Raw genomic sequence first — 18,972 nt, 5'->3', positions numbered from 1 at the left:
CGACGGCGAGAGCCGGGTATCCCTGCGGGGATACCCGGCTCTCGTGTTCGTCGGTGTGCGACCGGCGAGGTTCTACGTCAGTGCGCGTGCCCGTGACCGGCGTGACCGGCGGGCTCGTCGGCCGGCTGGTCGGTGATGGCGGTCTCGGTGGTCAACACCATCCGGGCCACCGATGCCGCGTTGACGACTGCTGAACGGGTCACCTTCACCGGATCGATGATGCCCTCGCCGACCAGGTCGCCGTAGGTGAGGCTGGCGGCATTGAATCCCGAGCCGTCGGCCGCGCCTGCGACCTTGTCGACCACGACCGCACCGTCGAGGCCCGCGTTCGCGGCGATCCAGTACAGCGGTGCACGCGCGGAGTCGCGTACGACCCGCACGCCCAGGGCCTCGTCGCCGGTCAGCGACTCGGCGAGTGCGTCGAGCTTCTTCGACGCCTGCACGATGGCCGAGCCACCGCCGGGGATGATGCCCTCCTCGACCGCGGCCTTGGCCGCGGCGACGGCGTCCTCGACGCGGTGCTTGCGCTCCTTGAGGGCGGTCTCGGTGGCCGCGCCGACACGGATGACGGCGACACCACCGGAGAGCTTGGCCAGACGCTCGGCGAGCTTCTCCTTGTCCCAGTCGGAGTCGGACTGCTCGATCTCGCGCCGGAGCTGGGCCGAACGGTCCGCGATCGCGTCCTTGGTCCCGGCACCCTCGACCAGGGTGGTCGCGTCCTTGGTGACGACGACGCGGCGGACCGAGCCGAGCACCTCGAGGCCGACGGTCGACAGGCTCAGACCGATGTCGGAGGAGACCACGGTTCCGCCGGTGACGACCGCGAGATCTTCGAGGAAGGCCTTGCGGCGGTCGCCGAAGAACGGCGCCTTGACCGCGACGGCGCGGATCGTCTTGCGGATCGAGTTGACGACGAGGGTCGACAGCGGCTCGCCCTCGACGTCCTCGGCGACGATCAGCAGCGACTTGCCCGCCTCGACGACCTTCTCCAGCAGCGGCAGGAACTCCGGCAGGGAGCTGATCTTGTCGCGGTAGAGCAGCACGAGCGCGTCTTCGAGGACCGCTTCCTGGCTGTCGACGTCGGTGACGAAGTACGGCGAGAGGAAGCCCTTGTCGAACTGGACGCCCTCGGTGATCTCGAGGTCGGTGCTCAGTCCGGAACTCTCCTCGACGGTGACGACACCGTCGGCGCCGACCGCGGTCATCGCCTTGCCGACCATCTCGCCGATCTCCTCGTCCCGGGAGGACACGGTGGCGATCTGTGCGATGGCCTTCTCGCCCGAGACGGGGGTGGCCGCGGCGAGCAGGGCCTCGCTGAGCGCATCGGCAGCCTTGCTGATCCCCTGCCCGAGGGCGATCGGGTTGGACCCGGCCGCCACGTTCCGGAGACCTGCCTTGACCATCGCCTGCGCGAGAACCGTTGCGGTGGTGGTGCCGTCGCCCGCGACGTCGTTGGTCTTGGTGGCGACGGACTTCACCAGCTGCGCGCCGAGGTTCTCGAACGGATCGTCGAGTTCGATGTCGCGGGCGATGGTGACGCCGTCGTTGGTGACGCTCGGTCCGCCGAAGGCCTTGGCGAGGACGACATGCCGTCCGCGGGGGCCGAGGGTGACCTTGACGGTGTCGGCGAGCTGGTCGATGCCTCGCTCGAGCGCCCGTCGCGCGGTTTCGTTGAATTCAATCTGCTTGGCCATGAATCACTTTCTTCAGCAGGAGCCGATCGCCGCAACGCACATCGCCCCGGTACCCCTGCACGGGGCGCCGGGGCGATGTGAGACGCGAAAACGGCTCGCGGGGTCTAACTCGGCCGGTCCTACTTGCCGATGACGGCGAGGACGTCGCGTGCCGAGAGGATCAGGTACTCCTCGCCGGCGTACTTGATCTCGGTGCCGCCGTACTTGCTGTAGATGACGGTGTCGCCTTCTTTGACGTCCACGGGGACGCGGTTGCCCTGCTCGGTGACCCGACCCTCGCCGACAGCGATGACGGTGCCTTCCTGCGGCTTCTCCTTGGCGGAGTCCGGGATGACCAGGCCCGAGGCGGTGGTCGTCTCGGCCTCGACGGCCTGCACCAGGATCTTGTCCTCAAGCGGCTTGATGTTCACGCTCGCCACGATGTGAGTCCTCAACTTTCGTACTGAGAAAGAATCTGCACGTTCACGGCCCTGTGAAACCCCGTCGTCGCGGGTATCCGAGGCTTCGCTCAGCGCCAACTAGCACTCTATACATGCGAGTGCCAGCACTCAAGGGTGGTGGCTGCAAAAACCCGGACGTGTTCGCTGCCCGCGAATCCGTCGACGACCCTCGACTACAGCTGGCTGACTCGCACCGACATCGCCGGGTCCGACGCCACGGTCAGCGGTGACGGCCGCGCTCCCCCCGCGATCACATGGGCACCGAGGGTCGCGATCATGACCCCGTTGTCGGTACACAGCCGCGGCTTGGGCACCCGCAGGTCGATCCCGGCCGCCGCGCAGCGCTCCTGGGCGAGCGACCGGATGCGTGAATTGGCGGTCGCGCCGCCCCCGAGGACCAGGGTGTCCACGCCGAGGTCACGGCACGCACGGACCGCCTTCATGGTCAGCACGTCGGCGACCGCCTCCTGGAACGAGGCCGCCACGTCCGCGACGGGCACCTCCGCGCCGTCTCGCTCACATTTCTCCACATACCGTGCGACAGCAGTCTTCACTCCGCTGAACGAGAAGTCGTGCCGCGAGTCGCGGGGACCGGTCATCCCGCGCGGAAAGGCGATCGCGCCCGGGTCGCCCGCGCGGGCGGCGCTGTCGAGTGCCGGACCGCCCGGGAAGCCGAGGTCCAGCAGACGGGCGACCTTGTCGAAGGCCTCCCCCGCCGCGTCGTCGACCGTGGTGCCGAGTTCGACGATGGGCTCGGCGAGATCGGTGACGTGCAGGAGGTGGGTGTGCCCGCCGGACACGAGCAGTGCGACGCACTCCGGCATGGGTCCGTGCTCGAGGGTGTCCACCGCGACGTGGCCGCCGAGATGGTTCATCGCATACAGCGGCACATCCCAGGCGAGTGCGTAGGCCTTCGCCGCGGCGACCCCGACGAGCAGCGCACCGGCCAGGCCCGGGCCGATGGTGACGGCGATGGCGTCGGGACGGTCGATCCCGGCCGTCTCCCGCGCCCGGCGCATCGTGGGGACGATCGCCTCCAGATGCGCACGCGATGCGATCTCGGGGACCACGCCGCCGAACCGCGCATGTTCGTCCACGCTCGACGCCACCTCGTCGGCGAGCATCGTCGCGTATCCGGGGGCGTCACCGTCGCCCGGCGTCCACCGGACGATGCCGACACCCGTTTCGTCGCAGGAACTCTCGATACCCATGACGATCACGCGGGGCCCTCCTCCGGTTCGAGCGGCCGGCCCGAGACCGGTAGCCGCAACATCGTGTAGGCATCCGCGCCGGACGGCTGATAGTAGTTGCGGCGAAGACCCGCGGTGCTGAACCCGTGCCGCGAGTACAGCGCGATCGCCACGTCGTTGTCGGTGCGCACCTCGAGGAACACCGGGGCGTCGTTCTCGTCGGCGACGACGAGCATGGCCTCGAGCAGGGCCTTGCCCACTCCCCGGCCCCGATGGTCCGGATCGACGGCGATGGTGTGGATCTCGCACTCCCAGGCGTCCGGCTGTCCGAGCAGGGAGACGCCCGCATACCCGATGACGTCGGCCCCGGCGCGTTCCCGCGCCGCGAAATAGGTGTTGTAGGGCGCGTTGAGTTCGGCCCGGAAAGCCGCTGCCGGCCAGGGGGAATCGTCGGCGAACATCTGCCGTTCCAGCGCGGCACAGCGCGGGATGTCGCCGTAGGTGAGGGCGTCGATCATCAATTCGGGTGTGGTCATCGCGCCGCACCCGCCCGGCGGTCCTTCTGCTCGACGGCGTCGGGGCGTCGGAGATACAGCGGGACAAGGGGTGCGGGCTCCCGTCCGGCGATGATGTCGGCGGCCGCGGCCGCGATGAGCCCGCGGACGGTCGGTACCGCGATCGCGGGTGCGCCGCCGGTCCAGCCGGTGAGCTCCAGATGGGCGGCAGAACCGGCAGCAGCCCCGATCCGTCCTGCGGACCGGTCGGCGGCGAGTTCATCGGCGACCACCCCGGGCGCGGCCACCTCGGGCCCGCGCAGCCGGCGGCCGCCCCCGTACAGCGCCCAATACACCTCACGCCGGCGCGCGTCGGTCACCACGAGAATCCGAGACGAGGCATCGGCGGCGCCCGGATCGGCTTCGGCGGCAAGTGCATCCAAGGAGCACACACCGTACGCCGGGATCCCGAGCGCATCGGCGAAGGCGGCGCCGGTCGCCATCCCGACCCGGAGCCCGGTGAACGGCCCGGGCCCGCAGCCGACGACGACCGCGGTCAGATCGGTTCGGGCGGCGCCGGATTCGGCGAGACTCTCGGCGATGAGGCTGGTGAGCAGTTCCGCGTGCCGCCGATGGTCGGCGACCACACGCTCGGCCAGGACCCGCACCTCGCCGTCGTGCAGGGCGGCCACTCCGGCCACCACCGAGTCGGTGGCGGTGTCGACCGCCAGCACCAGACCCTCGCTCATTCGGCGCTCACCCATTCCCACTCCACATGTCGCACATCGCTGTCGGCGTCCCGGCGCAGCCGCACGACGAGATGCCGATCGGCCAGCCGCTCGGCCACGCCCTCACCCCACTCCACGACGACGACCGCCTCGTCGAGGTCGGAGTCCAGATCGAGGGCGTCCAGCTCGTCGAGGACGCCGGAACCGTTCCCGGTGCCGCCGAGCCGGTACGCATCGACGTGGACCATCCCCGGTCGGTCTGGGCGGCCCGGTCGGTGCTCGCGCGCGATGATGAAGGTCGGCGACGTCACCCGGCCCACGACGCCGAGCCCGGCTCCGATCCCGCGGGCCAGCGCCGTCTTCCCCGCACCCAGCGGTCCGTCGAGGATGACCACGTCCCCCGCGGTCAGGGTCGACGCCAGCTCGGCACCGAAGGCCTCGGTGTCGGCGACGTCGGGAAGTTCACGCGCACCGCCGGGACCCGGTCGGCTCATCCCCGGCCTCGCTTCCACCAGCGCCGGCGGGGAGCAGGCAGCGCGACCCGCGCGCGGTCGACCAGTTCGACGATCGCGTCGCTCACCAGACGCGGCTCCTCCATCTGGACCATGTGACCGGCGCCCTTGGCGACCACCAGTCGCGAGTCGGCGCCGAGTTGGGAGTACATCCGCACCGAGTTGCGCAGCGGCGTCAGTCGGTCCCGATCGCCGCACACAACCGTGGTCGGGACCTGCGCGATCACCGGCAGGGCGGTGGATTCGTCGTGGATCTCCAACGCGTGCAAGAAGTTCACGATGGTCTCGATCGGCGTGCTCTGGATCATCTTGTCCACCGCCGCACCGAGCGCCGGACTGTAGAACGTCGGTCCGAAACTCGCTGCGACCAGCACCGGTTCGAGAGCCGAGCGGGTCAGTCCGCGGCCGGCCTGTACGAGGCGCGGGGCGCGGCGGACACTCATCCGGAAGGCGTCCACCACCGGATTGCGCAGTCCCTCACCGAGTCCGGCGTCGGTGATACCGCGCGATGCCGTCGCCACGAGACCCACACCGGCCACCGGACCGTGGGTCGAGAACAGTGCCGGGTGGCGGCGAGCGAGGCCCATCAGGGTCATGCCCCCCATCGAATGACCTACGAGGACAACGGGTCCGACCGGGACGGTGGCCCGGACCACGGCTGCCGCGTCGTCGGCGAGCTGGGCGATCGTGCACGTCTCGGTCGGAGCCGGGTCGCTCTCCCCGTGACCCCGATGGTCGAAGAACACCAGACGGTAGTTGCGGTCGGACCACTCCGCGGCGAGTTGCTCGCACTGGAAGTGCCAGCTCGACAACCGAAGACTGAAGCCGTGCACGAACACGATCGTCAGGTCGGGCGCCGAGTCGGCCGTCACCGTCCCGAGGTCGACGATCCGCACCGCCAGCTCGAGGCCGTCATCGGTGGTGACCGTGGTCGCCCGCTCGCCGTAGAGCGCGGTGAGGTCGACGTCGGCGTGTGGGTCCGCCCGGCCGACCACACTCTTGCGAGCGATGTTTCGTGCCGCCCCCACGGCCGCCATACCGCCCAGGGCGGCGATCCCCGCCACCCCGGCCAGCAATCCGACGCGTTCGGAATCGTCCACCAGTGGTGCCCCGCTCACTGTCCGGTCCCCGCGTTCTCGGGTGTCACCGTGTCCTCGGAATCTACCCCGGCGACCCTCTCGCCGACGTACCTACGGACCACCCGCGTCCCGACCTGCGAGACGATCTCGTAGTCGATGGTGCCGATCGCGTCCGCCCAGTCCTTCGCGGTCGGGCCGCCGGCGGCTCCGGTGCCGAACAGTTCGGCCTCGTCCCCTTCGCGGACACCGGCCCCGTCCGGTCCGAGGTCGACGACCAGCTGATCCATGCAGATCCGGCCCACGCCGTCGAACATCCGATCACCGATCCGGACCCGGATGCGGCCCGACAACAGTCGCGGTACGCCGTCGGCGTATCCCGCGGCGACCACGGCGACCACCGTGTCGCGCGGCGCGATCCATGTCTCGCTGTAGGACACGCCCTGCCCCGCGGCCACCTTCTTCACGAGCGCGATGCGCGCGGTCAGCGTCATGGCCGGGATCAGCCCGAAGTCGCCCTGTGCGGGCACCGGGGTGCGGCCGTACACGGCGATCCCGGGACGGACGAGGTCACGGGCCAGATCCGGGCGGGTCAGCGCCGCCGGCGAATTGGCGATGTGCACCCTCTGCGGCGTCGCCCCCAGCCGGACCAGGTCGGCCACCGCGAGGTCGAGCCGTTGCGCCTGGGCGTCGTTCAACGGGTGCTCGGGCTCGTCTCCGCGCGCGAGATGGCACATCGCCGCGCGCAGGATCACCGATCCGTCCGCGTGTGCCTTCGCGACCCGCTCGGCGAAGTCGGCCCACTCGTCCACCGCGACGCCGCTGCGATTGAGGCCGGTGTCGACCTTGGCGGTCACCAGGGCGGGTCGACCGACGCGCCGCGCGGCGGCGACCACCGCGTCGAGCTGCGCGATCGACGAGAGCGCGATGTCGATGCGGTCGGTGATCGCACCGGCGAAGTCGGCACCCGGCGTGTGCAGCCATGCCGTGATCGGGGCGTCGATGCCGGCTGCCCGCAGCGCGGCGGCCTCGGTGAGGTGCGCGACACCGAGTTCGGTGGCACCCGCGGCGAGCACGGCACGCGCCACCGGCAGCGCGCCGTGGCCGTAGGCGTCGGCCTTCACGACCGCCATCACGTCGGAACCCGAGACGGCACGCAGCACACCGACGTTGTGGGCGATCGCGCCGAGATCGACGGTCGCGGTCAGAGCAGGGGAAGTCATCGTCGTTCATTGTCCCAGATCGCCGGGTCGGGCCGACCCCGGCTGCCCGCAGCGAGAGGAGGGCGACGATCTACCGACGGGGTCTGAGTAGTCACACCGATGCACCGGCGTGCTCCGGGCGGTTGAGTGGACCCCACTGCAGTCCCGACCGTCGCCGCACCCACGGAGTCACCATGTACAACAATCCGAATCCGCAGGCCACCGCCGTGTTCGCCCCCGCCCACCTCGCGCCCCCGCCGTACGGCCAGGACCTCGCCGCGTTCTCCCCCGTCGATCCGGTCATCCCGCCCGCCGGCCCCGCCCGTCCGGGCCTGAGCGCATCGCTGACCTCCTGGGCCGCCAATGCGATCGCCTGGGTGGCGTTCATCACGGCCGGGGTGCTCTTCCTGCTCGCCCTCGGCCACGCGATGGCCGGCGAACCCGCCGACGCCTACGGGGTCGCGGCCCTGGTCGCCTTCGGCGTCGGGGTCGTCGCGGCGGTCGCCGCCTGCGCGGCGCTGGCCATCTCGGTCACCCAGCGCATCCGGCACGGCGCGCTGCGGCGCGCGGGCATCATCGCCGATGCGATCGTGCTGTCGTCGGTCACCGCGTTCACCGCGCTGACGGCGCTGTACCCACTCGTGTTCGTGCTCGGCGCGTGGTGAACTCGCGGATCGCCGGACGCAGCGCCGACAGCAGGGCCGACGCCCCGATCGGCGCGCCGCCACTCGCGAGCTCCGCCGCCCGGGCGTGGACGCGCGCGGCCGCCGCACCGGCGATCCGAGGCGGTGTCCCGGCGGCGAGCAGGGCCCCGGCCACCCCTGACAGGACGTCCCCGGCCCCGGCGGTCGCGGCCCACGACGACCCGGCGTCGTTGCCGAGGACGTGACCCGTCGGGTCGGCGACCAGTGTGACGCGCCCCTTGAGCAGCACCGTGACGCCCCACCTCGCGGCGAGGTCGGCGACAGCGGTGAGACGGTCGGCGCCGAGCGCGGTGCCGGTCAGCCGGGCGAACTCGCCCGCGTGGGGTGTCAGCAGGGTCGGCGACGTCCGTCCGTCGACGAGACCGGGGTCGCGGGCGATCAGGGTCAGTGCGTCGGCGTCGGCGAGGACCGGCAGGTCGGTGGCCAGGACCGTCCGCAGGGTCGCCGCGGCGGCGTCGTCGGTACCCATACCGGGGCCGAGGACCCACGCCTGGACGCGACCGGCGTCGGCGAGATCGGGCGTCGCGACGACCTCCGGCCACCGCGCCACCACTTCGGCGTGCGCGGACCCCACGAAGCGCGTCATCCCCGAGGTCGCGGTCACCGCCGCGCCGGTGGCGAGGACCGCGGCGCCGGGGTACCGATGCGACCCGGCGATGACCCCGACGACCCCTTGGGTGTACTTGTCATCTCCGGGACCCGGTGTGGGCCAGTCGATCTCGTCGTCGACGAGCGCGCTGAGCGTCGGTGTGGCGAGTCGGCTCGTCGCGGGCAGGACATCGTCGAGGCCGATGTCGACCAGGACGACTGCCCCACACTGCGGAGCGGCGAGCAGATGCGCACGACGCCGGACCCCGAAGGTGACCGTGATGTCGGCACGAACCGCCGGATCGTGGACCTCGCCGGTGTCGGCGTCGACACCCGACGGCAGATCCACCGCGACGACCGTGGTGTCCGGATCGACACCCGCGAAGACCTCGGCGGCGTTCGTCCGCAACGGACCCCGGCCGCCGAGACCGACCACGCCGTCGACGATCACGTCGAGTCCGTCGGGGAGTCGCTCACCGGTCCGTCCGCCGGCGGCGCGGAATGCCGCCAGACCGGCGGCGTGGGCCTTGTCCGGAGCGAGGAGGACCGCCTCGACCCGCACTCCGCGGCGGCACAGTTCGGCGCCGGCGAACAGCGCGTCGCCGCCGTTGTCCCCGGCACCGACGACGACGCCGACCGCCCGTCCGTAGCAGCCGCCGGTCCGGTTCAGCTCCGCCGCGATCACCTGGGCGACCCCATGCGCCGCCCGGCGCATCAGGACGCCGCCGGTGAGCAGGTCCCCCGAGGCCCGCTCGGCGTCGCGGACCTCGTCAGCCGTCAGATAGCGGATCGGCATGCGGATCGACTATTCGACGGTCACCGATTTGGCCAGGTTCCGCGGTTTGTCGACGTCATAGCCGCGCGCCTGGGCGACGCTGGCGGCGAACACCTGCAGCGGGACCGTCGAGACCAGGGGCTGCAGCAATGTCGGCGTCTTCGGGATTGGGATGAACTCGTCGGCGACCGCACGGGCGGCCACGTCGTCGGGCTCGGCGATGACGATCGTGCGCGCGCCACGGGCCTGGATCTCGCGGATGTTGCTGACCATCTTGGAATGCAGCACGGCGCGTCCGTCCGGGGACGGCATGACCGTGATCACCGGCAGCCCGTCCTCGATCAGGGCGATCGGCCCGTGCTTGAGCTCACCCGCCGCGAACCCCTCGGCGTGCATGTACGCGAGTTCTTTGAGCTTGAGGGCACCTTCGAGCGCGACCGGATATCCGACGTGGCGGCCGATGAACAGCACCGTGTTGTGATGTGCCAGCGAGCGCGCGAGTTCGCGCACCGGTTCCATCGTGTCGAGCACCTGGGCGACGGAATCGGCCATCGCCTCGATGGCCGCGAACTCGCGCGCGACCTCGTCGGCGTACTTGGTGCCCCGGGCCTGCGCCAGCGCGAGGCCCACCAGGTAGGCGGCGACGATCTGCGCGAGGAAGCACTTGGTCGACGCGACGCCGATCTCGGGGCCCGCGTGGGTGTAGAGGACCGCGTCGGATTCCCGCGGGATCTGTGCGCCGTTGGTGTTGCAGATGGCCAGGACGCGAGCCTTCTGGTCCTTCGCGTGCCGGACGGCTTCGAGCGTGTCGGCTGTCTCACCGGACTGCGAGATCGCGACGACCAGCGTCGACCGGTCGAGCACCGGGTCGCGGTAGCGGAACTCGCTGGCGAGTTCGATCTCGACCGGGAGCCGGGTCCAGTGCTCGATCGCGTACTTGGCGAGCAGACCCGCGTGGTAGGCGGTTCCGCAGGCGACCACGAACACCTTGTCGACGTCGCGTAGGTCGTCGTCGGTCAGGCGCTGTTCGTCGAGCACGATGCGGCCGTTCTGCAGATGCCCCAGGAGGGTGTCGGCGATCGCGCGCGGCTGCTCGGCGATCTCCTTGAGCATGAAGAAGTCGTAGCCGCCCTTTTCCGCGGCGGCGAGATCCCAGTCGATGTGGAACGGCTTGCCCTCGCGGACGTTCTGGTCGAAGTCGCTGACCGTGTACGAGTCGGCGGTGATCACCACGACCTCGTCCTGGCCGAGTTCGACTGCGTCCCGGGTGTGTTCGATGAATGCGGTCACGTCCGACGCGAGGAACATCTCACCCTTCCCGACGCCCACCACGAGCGGTGTCGACCGTCGCGCCGCGACGATGGTGTCCGCGTGGTCGGCGTGGGTGAACACGAGGGTGAAGGCCCCCTCGAGACGACGGAGCGCCGCGTAGGCGCTGGCCACGAAGTCGCCGGCGGTCGGACCCAGCGCGTAGTACTTCGACACGAGGTGCACGGCGGTCTCGGTGTCGGTCTCGGACGTGAACTCGACCCCGTCCTCCTCGAGTTCGGCGCGCAGCTCCGCGTAGTTCTCGATGATGCCGTTGTGCACGACGGCGAGCTTGCCGTCGTCACTGGCGTGCGGATGCGCGTTGCGATCGGTCGGCTTGCCGTGCGTCGCCCAGCGGGTGTGTCCGATGCCGGTCGTCCCCGACAGGGATTCGCGACCGACGGTGGCGATCTGCTTCTCCAGGTTCTCCAGTCGGAGCGCCTTCTTCTGGATGGCGGTGCTTCCCTCGCCGTCGAGGATCGCGACGCCCGCCGAGTCGTATCCGCGGTATTCCATCCGTCGCAGCGCGTCGACGACGATGTCCAGGGCATCGCGCCGCCCCACGTATCCCACGATTCCACACATAGCTAGTCAGGGTACCTGCGGACGCGGGAGTGGCAGCGCGCCGCGTCGCGTCCCGAGCCGGGGTCACAACGGGCCCCGATCGGGTGATTCCGCACCGCCGTCACTCGATGGTGTCGGGCACCACCGCGTTCGGCGCACCGGACGGCACCGGGCTCGCCGCGCGGCGGCGCTTGCGTTCCTTCGCGCCCAGCAACTTGGCGATCTTGTCCTGCATCTCCGGGGGATCGTCGAGATCCACCGCAGGCACCTTCCCGAGCACCGTGTCGGCGTCGGCGAACGCCTCGTAGCGGTCGTCGCCGTCGAGGGTGTGCAGCAGGAATCCGGTGGTCATCGCCCGTACCGCGGTGTGGGTCTTCTTGTCGGCGCCGTTGCCGCCGAGCAACGACTTGATCGACCGGTGCTCGATCAGTCCGCGCGAGGTGGCGCCCGGCGGGGTGCGCAGCGTCGCGGCGGGCCGGGGGTCGGCCGCCGACTCCGACCCGTACGCCTGCGCAAGCGGGAGCGCGTTGCCGTCGATGGTGTCGAGTTCGCCGATCGCCGACACGATGAGGCCCGGAGCACTCAACCGACGGGCCGCGGGCAGCAGCGCGGAGGTCGTCGGCGCCGGGAACAGCGCGACCACCCCGCGGGCCTGCGGTTGCGGCTGGCCGTGCAGCACGCCCTCGGATGCGGCCAGCACCGCGGCGGCGGCACCGAAGCCGTGACCGGCGAACCCGATCTTGCGCGGGTCGACGGTGATCTCGCCGAAGCCGAGCGGGACCCTCGTCACGATCGACAGTGCCGAACGGAGCTGGGCGGCCATCGCGTCATCGGACACCAGCAGGCCGCGCTGACCCGCGGGGACGGCGACGACGATGCCCCACGACGCGAGGTGGTGGCACAGGTCGCGGTACCGCTCGACCGAGGTCATCCATCCGTGGCCGAACGCGACGGCCGGGAGTCGTTCGCCCTCGGCTGGGGTGAAGACGACGCCCGGGGTTCCGACGATCCCGAGGTCGCCGCGCAACACACGATGGGGGCCGCGTCGGGCGAGCGCGGACATCAGCTTCGCGGGCGACTGCGGCTTCTGCTTCTTGCCTGGCACAGCAGACAGCCTATGTGTTCGGCGGCGGCAGATGGGGACTGGCGTCGGCCACGTCGGCCGGCAGCAGAATGCCCGGGGTGGCGTCCGCGGCATCGGCGTCGTTCTCGAGATCGTCGCGCAGCCGCTGTGTCTCGGACCGCACCGCGTTGCGACGATGGTCGGCCATCGCGAGTTCGAGGTCACGCTGCTGCGCGGAGAACCGGTGCGATGCCTCGGCGACACCGGCGGTCGCGGTGCGGGCCATCGCCTCGATCTGATCGGCGAGGTTCACTGGTCGCCTGCCAGGGCGAGGTCACCCGAGGACAGGTCGGACGATGCGTCCGGTGTCGGCCCAGGTGAATCAGGTCCGGCGGGTTCGGTGTCAGCGGACCCGGTTTCTGCGGGTTCGGTTTCTGCGGGTTCGGTTTCGGCGGGCCCGGTTTCGGCGGTTGCCTCCTCGACGGTGGCCACGGGTGCGTCGAGTCCCTCGGTGCCGCCGAGCCGAAACGGGATGTCGATTCCATCATCGGGTTCGGGGACGGCGCGGGCTGCCTCGACCTCGTCGGGTGCCGACGCGGACACCGCGGATGCACTCGCGGCACCGATCTCGTGGGTTCGGTCCTCGGTGGTCGATTCGGCGAGCCACGTCTGGGTGACCGGCGAGGGCGCGGCGACGGTGTGCACGGGCGCCGACGCGACCGGTCGGGCCGGTGTCGCGGGCGGCGGATCGGGCATCGCGGACGGAACGCGGCCCGAGCGCTCGGCGTCGACCGGATACGCCTCGTCGTCGATGCCGTCGACGGACCGGTTCAGGAGGTCGAGAATCCCGGCGACACCACGGGTCGTGGTCTCCAGCGACGTGGTGAACAGGGCAAGCCTCGACGAGATGTCCTCGACCGCCACCCCCATCGGCACCCGACCGGTGAGCACCGCCTGCGGCAGCTCTGCCGGCGGCACACCGGCAGCGGCCGGCGCCGACAACCGGGCGAGCGTCAGATAGAAGGTGCGTAACAACCGGTCGATACCCGACGCCGCGGCCGAGGTGGCCTCGGTGAGGGTGCGCAGGATGTGCAGATCCGACTCGGCACGACGCTGATGATCGATGACCGTGGCGATCGCGACGGTCGCGGACTCGCTGTTCCAGCCGTCGTCGAGCCGGACCTGCTGCTCGGGGAGATGGTGGAGCTGTTCGGACACGGCGCGATGCGCCGACACCAGGGCCCGACTGTCCGCGGACAGTGCCGCGATGTCGAAGCCGTCGACGACACCCACTCCGTTGCGGATGGTGGACTCGTCGGGCGCACCGATCCCCATCAGGCGCCCCACCGACACGAGCTCGATCAACGCCTCGACGCCTTCCCGGGCATCAGATCTCAGCACCGACAGCGAGTCCGCGCCGCGCCTCACCGGCCGTCCACCTCCGCCGCGGGTAGCGCTCGCGAGATCTCCACCGCCGCGCGGCCGTCGCCGTCGGCCATGGTCAGCGCACTGTTGCGCAGGGTGTCGGCGAGCGCCGCGGCTGCGGCGGCCTGTACGCGCAACCGGCGCGACAGGGTCGTGGTCATGTCTGCGTAGGTCGCCGCCGATGGTCCGAAGGTGGCGGAGTCGGCGTCCCGCACCGTGGATTGTCGAGCCCAGGCCCCGAAGTCGTGCGCGGCCAGATCGTCGGCGACCGCCGACAGCACCAGTGAGGACCTGCGGTAGTACGACGCGACCGCCGACACCTGGGCGGTGTCCATGGAGGTCCGGCGCGACACATCGTCCCCACCGCCACTGCCCACGTCGTCCCCTCCCGATCTGCTCAATCGGAGCGCTCGTTCGCAGCCGGCCCGAACCCGCGCCACGCATCCTGCACACTTGGACGCACCGCGGCGCTCGACGGTTCCATGCGTGCGCCGATCCCGCAGGAGATTGTCGCGTACCCCCGCCCGCGCCGCCAGTGCGCCGTGCCCAGGTGCCCCGGCAGAGGTGCCCGAGCCGGGCAGTGGTTCGACTCAGTCACCCAGTTCGATGCCGTGTGAGGTCACGGCATCGAGCAGCGCGGTGGGCCGCTCGGCGGCCGGGACGTCGTGCACCAGCGCGAAGGAACAACCGAGTTCGCGCGCTCCGCCGTCGGCGGTCTCGCTGTCCCCGACCATGAGCACCTCGTCTGCCGGAACACCCAGCGGGTCGAGAGCGGCATGGAAGATCCGGGGGTCGGGTTTGATCGCCCCCACCTCGTAGGACAGCGCGAACGCGGCGACGAGATCCTCGACACCGTGCAGAGCCAGGACCTTGCGCAGGTCGAAGGCGATGTTGCTGACGATGCCGACCGGAACCTGTGCGGCGCCGAGCTTCTGCAACACGGGGACGGTGTCGGTGAACGGGACCCAGGAGGACGGATTGAGCACTCGGTTGTAGAGCGCGTTCGCGTGCTCGGCGTTGCTCATCCCGGCCGCGCGCAGCAGCGCCAGATAGCCGGTGCGGTGCAGCGTCGGGTCGAGATCCCGGGACTCCCAGGCCTGTCGGTCGTCCCCGACGATGCCGTCGGGCAGCCCGACAGGTGCGACCATGCGCCGGATGATGTCCGCCTGCCGGTCACGGTCGAACTCGGCGCCGGTGTCGTCGCGCAGGTCGGCGAACCACTCGTCGCGGGCCTCGAAGCGGAACAGCGTGCCGGAGAAGTCGAACAGGACCGCCCGGGGCGCCGGACCGGTCATGCCCCGACGCCTTGGACGACATCGGCCAGCCGGCCGGCCACCGACAGCGCCTGGTCGGCCGTCGCGGCCTCCACCATGACGCGGACGAGCTGCTCGGTTCCCGACGGCCGCAACAGGACTCGGCCCGTCTCGCCCAGTTCGGTCTCGGCGGCCGCGACCGCCTCCCGGACCGACTGCGACTGCGACACCGCATGTTTGTCGGCGACCCGGACGTTGATCAGTTCCTGGGGCAGCACGGTGACGATGCCGGCGAGGTCGGCCAGCCGCGCCGAGGTGGCAGCCATCCGTGCCATGAGCATCAACCCGGTCAGGATGCCGTCACCCGTCGTACCCGAACCCGGGACGACGATGTGGCCCGACTGTTCGCCGCCGATCGCGTAACCGCCCCGGCGCAGTTCCTCGAGGACATATCGGTCCCCGACCGCGGTGGTGTGCACGGTGATCCCGGCCTCGCGCATCGCGATGTGCAGACCGAGATTGCTCATGACGGTGGCCACGAGCACGTCCTCGCGGAGCTTGCCCTGATCTTTCAGGGACGTCGCGAGCACCGCCATGATGGCGTCGCCGTCGACGATCTGACCGGTGGAATCGACTGCGAGACAACGGTCTGCGTCACCGTCGTGCGCCAGTCCGAGGTCGGCGCCGTGTTCGAGCACCGCAGCCTGCAACTTGTCCATGTGCGTGGACCCGCAGTCGGCGTTGATGTTCAGGCCGTCCGGCTCGGCGTGGATCGCGATGACGGTCGCCCCGGCGTCGGCGTAGGCCAGCGGCGCGAGCTCCGACGCCGCGCCGTGCGCACAGTCGACGACGACGGTCAGCCCGTCCAGTCGCGTGTCGATGGCCTGGGTGAGGTGATGCCGGTAACGGTCGCCGGCGTCGGGCGCGGCGACGATGCGTCCCACCGCGGCACCGATCGGCCGGACGACCTCGTCGTCCATGGCCGCCTCGATGCGGTCCTCGACGTCGTCGTCGAGCTTGTGCCCGCCGGCGGAGAAGAACTTGATCCCGTTGTCGGGCATGGGGTTGTGCGATGCGGAGATCATCACACCGAAGTCGGCGTGGTAGTCCGCGGTCAGGAATGCGACCGCCGGGGTCGGCACGGTGCCGACGCAGATGGCGTCGACTCCGGTGGCGGCGAGACCGGCACACACCGCGGCCTCCAGCATCTCGCCGGATGCACGCGGATCACGTCCGACGACCGCACGCGGGCGCCGGTGGGAGTCCGTCGTGGAACTCTCTGCGAAAACGACCGCGGCGGCCGAGGCCAGGCGCAACGCGAGCTCTGGGGTGAGCTCGGCGTTGGCCAGGCCTCGGACGCCGTCGGTTCCGAAAAGGCGTGCCAAGATCAGCGCTTGGAGTACTGCGACGCCTTGCGGGCCTTCTTGAGGCCGTACTTCTTGCGCTCGACCGCACGCGGGTCACGGGTGAGGAAGCCGGCCTTCTTCAGGGCGGGACGATCCTCCGGGGTGACCTCGATGAGCGCACGCGCGATGGCGAGACGCAGCGCGCCGGCCTGGCCCGAGGGGCCGCCGCCGACGAGCTTGGCGAAGATGTCGAACGACTCGGTGCGCTCGACGAGGACCAGCGGCGCCTTGATGAGCTGCTGGTGCACCTTGTTGGGGAAGTACTCCTCCAGCGAGCGACCGTTGAGGGTGAACCCACCGGCGCCCGGCATCAGGCGGACGCGGACGACGGCTTCCTTGCGGCGGCCGACGGTCTGGATCGGACGATCGATGACGATCGGCTCGCGGACGTCTTCGACAGCGGCGGTCTCGTAGTCGTCAGCGGCGACCTCGACGGCCTCCACGACCTCGACAGCAGCCTCGGCGACAGCGGCCTCTTCGACGGCCTCGACGGCCTCGTTGATGTTCTCGTTGCTCACTGGGCCACCTGCTTGATCTCGAAGGGGACGGGGCGCTGGGCCGCGTGCGGATGATTCGGGCCGGCGTAGACCTTCAGCTTCGACGCCATCGCGCGGCCGAGCTTGGTCGACGGCAGCATGCCCTTGACGGCCTTCTCGATGACGCGCTCCGGGTAGGTGGCGAGCAGCTCGGTCGTGGTGCGGGACTTCAGGCCACCGGGATGCCCCGAGTGCGTGTAGTTCAGCTTGCGATCGGCCTTGTTGCTGGTCAGCGCGATCTTCTCCGCATTGATGATGACGACGAAGTCGCCGCCGTCCATGTGCGGGGCGTAGGTCGGCTTGTGCTTGCCGCGGAGCAGGTTCGCGACCTGCACGGCCAGCCGGCCGAGCACCACGTTCTCGGCGTCGATGACATGCCACGTACGCGTGATGTCACCGGCCTTCGGGGTGTAGGTAGGCACAGTTGTCCTCAACTCTTGTCTTGTGGGTGCTGGTCGGGTGCACGGCAGAGGTTGTTCCCGGCGACCAGTGGGGACCCGGGCCTCCGCTGACCTGGACACACAGATGTGCACCAGGTGCCGAGCACCAGCGATCCAGGTTACGCGACCGCGCTGGTCAGGGTCAAAACGGGCGCCGGCCTCCGACATCGGCCCGCTCTACGACGGCAGCACCCGGATCGTCCGGACCGCCTCCGCGCATTCGGCCTCGGCCGGCTCGGCCGCGGTACCCGCCTGACAGCCGATCGAGACCTGTAGACCGTCATCGACGACGACGTACCAGCGGATCGCACCCCCGGATGCCGGTGACTCGCGGTAACCGATCACGTCGCGGCCGGCGAACCGGGTGGCGGCGGAGAACTCGGTGACGACGTCGTCGCCGCGCTGTTCGATCCGGTTGCGCAGGCTGCCGGCGACCGAGGCCAGGGTGGAACCCTCGCGCACCTCGGTGAGCACGGCGATGATGCGCCGGCCGTCGTCGGGGTCGACGAACACCGCGCGAGTGGTGGACGGGTCGTCGGCGGCGTCGCTCGGGGTGTCCTGGTCGGCCTGCCGCCAATCCCCCGGGACGGTCAACGTCGCGCGCCCCAGGCGGACATCCGCCGACGACGCGCCTGATGCGGGTTCGCGCTGCCAGAGGCCCACCCCGACCGCACCGCTCACGACGAGGACCGCCACCACCGCGGCCGCGAGCAGCGAGCGCGACCGCCGTCTCGTGCGGCCGACCGGCAACGAGTCCGGCGGGCGAGGGTCACGCCCGGGATCCGCCGCGTCGTCGGCGGCGCCGCCGGTGCGGTGCCCGAGCCGGACGACCAGGTCACGGTCTACGGCGACGACCCGTCCCGCGACCGCGTGCGCGGAGATGACGTCGATCGCCGCGGACACGTCGTCCGCCGCCGCCCCGTCGACGAACACCGCCTCGACCGAGTCGTCGATGACGTCGATCCCCGCGCCGTCGATCCCCTCGCCGTCGGCCGGGGCCGACGACGCGAGACCGGTTCCCGGACGGATGATGCCGGAGCGTTCGACCGTCCAGCCGTCGGGACCCCGGCCCACGATCTGCACGTCCCACCACGAGGGTCGCGGGTGGGCGGGGTCGGTCGGCGGATGCGGCAGGTGGGTGGTCTCGACGACAGCGCAGCGCTGCACGGTGAGGTCGGCGTGACTGCGGGCGACGAGAACCGCCCGCGGCAGCAACGACACCGGTGCGCCGGCGTCGCCGAGGTCGGCAAGGGTCGACACACGACGCGGTCCCCAGGTACTCGGGTGCCCGACGATCAGCGGCCGTCCCGCGGACAGAGCGAGGTTGGCGAAGACCCGCCGCCACGCCTGGCGTGGATGCTCGCGCCGGCCGTCGACCACGACGCTCATGTGATCCACCGACTCGAGCAACATCCGCACGTCGCGATCCACCCGGCGCAGGCCGCCCTCCGGCTCCCAGACCAGCGGCGTCCCGAACGCGAGATCGACCACGGCCGGGCGGGGGTGCCGCCGTCCTGCCCGGTGCACCGGCCCCACGTCCGAGGCCGGCGTCCCGCCCGCTCGCGTCATCTGCG

20 protein-coding genes are annotated in these 18,972 nt (G+C 70.8%); 1 reads left to right on the top strand and 19 read right to left on the bottom strand.

Annotated features, from left to right (window positions below; all coding sequences use genetic code 11):
• Positions 1-77: 77 nt before the first annotated feature.
• The 8 genes from groL to alr form a co-directional block, all read right to left on the bottom strand.
• Positions 78-1,694, bottom strand: a complete 1,617-nt coding sequence (groL, locus tag ABIC25_RS04290; protein ID WP_064571632.1) for a chaperonin GroEL — start codon at positions 1,692-1,694, stop codon at positions 78-80.
• A gap of 119 nt (positions 1,695-1,813) precedes the next feature.
• Entirely contained in the window at positions 1,814-2,113 is a 300-nt protein-coding gene (gene groES / locus ABIC25_RS04285) for a co-chaperone GroES (RefSeq protein ID WP_004019185.1), read from the bottom strand.
• A gap of 194 nt (positions 2,114-2,307) precedes the next feature.
• A complete protein-coding gene (tsaD, locus tag ABIC25_RS04280) occupies positions 2,308-3,354 on the bottom strand; it encodes a tRNA (adenosine(37)-N6)-threonylcarbamoyltransferase complex transferase subunit TsaD (protein ID WP_354560117.1) in 1,047 nt (348 codons plus the stop codon).
• A complete protein-coding gene (gene rimI / locus ABIC25_RS04275; protein WP_064571634.1) occupies positions 3,351-3,860 on the bottom strand; it encodes a ribosomal protein S18-alanine N-acetyltransferase in 510 nt (169 codons plus the stop codon). The genes tsaD and rimI overlap by 4 nt, the downstream gene beginning before the upstream one ends.
• On the bottom strand, positions 3,857-4,567 hold the full coding sequence (gene tsaB, locus ABIC25_RS04270) for a tRNA (adenosine(37)-N6)-threonylcarbamoyltransferase complex dimerization subunit type 1 TsaB (RefSeq protein WP_064571652.1): 711 nt from the start codon (positions 4,565-4,567) through the stop codon (positions 3,857-3,859). The genes rimI and tsaB overlap by 4 nt, the downstream gene beginning before the upstream one ends.
• The gene (gene tsaE, locus ABIC25_RS04265; protein ID WP_004019181.1) at positions 4,564-5,040 is read right to left on the bottom strand and encodes a tRNA (adenosine(37)-N6)-threonylcarbamoyltransferase complex ATPase subunit type 1 TsaE; all 477 of its coding nucleotides are present in this window, start codon (positions 5,038-5,040) and stop codon (positions 4,564-4,566) included. Before tsaE ends, tsaB begins: the two co-directional genes overlap by 4 nt.
• Complete coding sequence (locus ABIC25_RS04260) at positions 5,037-6,176, bottom strand: alpha/beta fold hydrolase (protein WP_239400529.1); 1,140 nt, start codon at positions 6,174-6,176, stop codon at positions 5,037-5,039. Before ABIC25_RS04260 ends, tsaE begins: the two co-directional genes overlap by 4 nt.
• The gene (gene alr, locus ABIC25_RS04255) at positions 6,173-7,357 is read right to left on the bottom strand and encodes an alanine racemase (RefSeq protein ID WP_354560115.1); all 1,185 of its coding nucleotides are present in this window, start codon (positions 7,355-7,357) and stop codon (positions 6,173-6,175) included. Before alr ends, ABIC25_RS04260 begins: the two co-directional genes overlap by 4 nt.
• Positions 7,358-7,530: 173 nt before the next feature.
• Here alr and ABIC25_RS04250 point away from each other — a divergent pair, with 173 nt between their 5' ends.
• Positions 7,531-8,001, top strand: a complete 471-nt coding sequence (locus tag ABIC25_RS04250; RefSeq protein WP_354560114.1) for a hypothetical protein — start codon at positions 7,531-7,533, stop codon at positions 7,999-8,001.
• Here the strand turns inward: ABIC25_RS04250 and ABIC25_RS04245 are convergent.
• The 11 genes from ABIC25_RS04245 to ABIC25_RS04195 form a co-directional block, all read right to left on the bottom strand.
• Positions 7,949-9,424, bottom strand: a complete 1,476-nt coding sequence (locus ABIC25_RS04245; RefSeq protein ID WP_354560112.1) for an NAD(P)H-hydrate dehydratase — start codon at positions 9,422-9,424, stop codon at positions 7,949-7,951. The two genes, ABIC25_RS04250 and ABIC25_RS04245, sit on opposite strands and share 53 nt — an antisense overlap.
• Positions 9,425-9,433: 9 nt before the next feature.
• Positions 9,434-11,296 carry a glutamine--fructose-6-phosphate transaminase (isomerizing) gene (gene glmS, locus ABIC25_RS04240; RefSeq protein ID WP_004019175.1) on the bottom strand — a complete coding sequence of 621 codons (1,863 nt, stop codon included), beginning with the start codon at positions 11,294-11,296 and terminating at the stop codon, positions 9,434-9,436.
• 100 nt (positions 11,297-11,396) lie between these two features.
• Positions 11,397-12,380 carry a dienelactone hydrolase family protein gene (locus ABIC25_RS04235; protein ID WP_354560110.1) on the bottom strand — a complete coding sequence of 328 codons (984 nt, stop codon included), beginning with the start codon at positions 12,378-12,380 and terminating at the stop codon, positions 11,397-11,399.
• A gap of 10 nt (positions 12,381-12,390) precedes the next feature.
• A complete protein-coding gene (locus tag ABIC25_RS04230; RefSeq protein WP_064571971.1) occupies positions 12,391-12,651 on the bottom strand; it encodes a hypothetical protein in 261 nt (86 codons plus the stop codon).
• Positions 12,648-13,766: a hypothetical protein gene (locus ABIC25_RS04225; RefSeq protein ID WP_354560108.1), complete on the bottom strand. Its 1,119-nt coding sequence runs from the start codon at positions 13,764-13,766 to the stop codon at positions 12,648-12,650. Before ABIC25_RS04225 ends, ABIC25_RS04230 begins: the two co-directional genes overlap by 4 nt.
• The gene (locus tag ABIC25_RS04220; protein ID WP_435529095.1) at positions 13,763-14,098 is read right to left on the bottom strand and encodes a hypothetical protein; all 336 of its coding nucleotides are present in this window, start codon (positions 14,096-14,098) and stop codon (positions 13,763-13,765) included. The genes ABIC25_RS04225 and ABIC25_RS04220 overlap by 4 nt, the downstream gene beginning before the upstream one ends.
• A 255-nt stretch (positions 14,099-14,353) precedes the next feature.
• Positions 14,354-15,058, bottom strand: a complete 705-nt coding sequence (locus ABIC25_RS04215) for an HAD family hydrolase (protein ID WP_354560104.1) — start codon at positions 15,056-15,058, stop codon at positions 14,354-14,356.
• Positions 15,055-16,401, bottom strand: a complete 1,347-nt coding sequence (gene glmM / locus ABIC25_RS04210) for a phosphoglucosamine mutase (protein ID WP_004019334.1) — start codon at positions 16,399-16,401, stop codon at positions 15,055-15,057. Before glmM ends, ABIC25_RS04215 begins: the two co-directional genes overlap by 4 nt.
• 2 nt (positions 16,402-16,403) lie before the next feature.
• Positions 16,404-16,940 (bottom strand): 30S ribosomal protein S9, encoded by a 537-nt coding sequence (gene rpsI / locus ABIC25_RS04205; RefSeq protein WP_101819133.1) that lies wholly within the window; start codon positions 16,938-16,940, stop codon positions 16,404-16,406.
• Positions 16,937-17,380 carry a 50S ribosomal protein L13 gene (gene rplM, locus ABIC25_RS04200; RefSeq protein WP_004019336.1) on the bottom strand — a complete coding sequence of 148 codons (444 nt, stop codon included), beginning with the start codon at positions 17,378-17,380 and terminating at the stop codon, positions 16,937-16,939. Before rplM ends, rpsI begins: the two co-directional genes overlap by 4 nt.
• Positions 17,381-17,575: 195 nt before the next feature.
• On the bottom strand, positions 17,576-18,967 hold the full coding sequence (locus tag ABIC25_RS04195; RefSeq protein WP_354560102.1) for a type VII secretion-associated protein: 1,392 nt from the start codon (positions 18,965-18,967) through the stop codon (positions 17,576-17,578).
• Between the last annotated feature and the right edge of the window lie 5 nt (positions 18,968-18,972).

The organism is Gordonia sp. PvP123, assembly GCF_040547295.1.
Taxonomy (GTDB): Bacteria; Actinomycetota; Actinomycetes; order Mycobacteriales; family Mycobacteriaceae; genus Gordonia; species Gordonia terrae.
The sequence above is the reverse complement of the archived record's forward strand: the minus strand, read 5'-3'. Positions and strand labels throughout refer to the sequence as shown.

Coding starts and splice junctions, on each gene's coding strand:
- groL (WP_064571632.1), bottom strand. CDS start 1,694: ATGGCCAAGCAGATTGAATTCAACGAAACCGCGCGACGGGCGCTCGAG.
- rimI (WP_064571634.1), bottom strand. CDS start 3,860: ATGACCACACCCGAATTGATGATCGACGCCCTCACCTACGGCGACATC.
- tsaB (WP_064571652.1), bottom strand. CDS start 4,567: ATGAGCGAGGGTCTGGTGCTGGCGGTCGACACCGCCACCGACTCGGTG.
- tsaE (WP_004019181.1), bottom strand. CDS start 5,040: ATGAGCCGACCGGGTCCCGGCGGTGCGCGTGAACTTCCCGACGTCGCC.
- alr (WP_354560115.1), bottom strand. CDS start 7,357: ATGACTTCCCCTGCTCTGACCGCGACCGTCGATCTCGGCGCGATCGCC.
- ABIC25_RS04250 (WP_354560114.1), top strand. CDS start 7,531: ATGTACAACAATCCGAATCCGCAGGCCACCGCCGTGTTCGCCCCCGCC.
- ABIC25_RS04245 (WP_354560112.1), bottom strand. CDS start 9,424: ATGCCGATCCGCTATCTGACGGCTGACGAGGTCCGCGACGCCGAGCGG.
- glmS (WP_004019175.1), bottom strand. CDS start 11,296: ATGTGTGGAATCGTGGGATACGTGGGGCGGCGCGATGCCCTGGACATC.
- ABIC25_RS04220 (WP_435529095.1), bottom strand. CDS start 14,098: ATGGACACCGCCCAGGTGTCGGCGGTCGCGTCGTACTACCGCAGGTCC.
- ABIC25_RS04215 (WP_354560104.1), bottom strand. CDS start 15,058: ATGACCGGTCCGGCGCCCCGGGCGGTCCTGTTCGACTTCTCCGGCACG.
- ABIC25_RS04195 (WP_354560102.1), bottom strand. CDS start 18,967: ATGACGCGAGCGGGCGGGACGCCGGCCTCGGACGTGGGGCCGGTGCAC.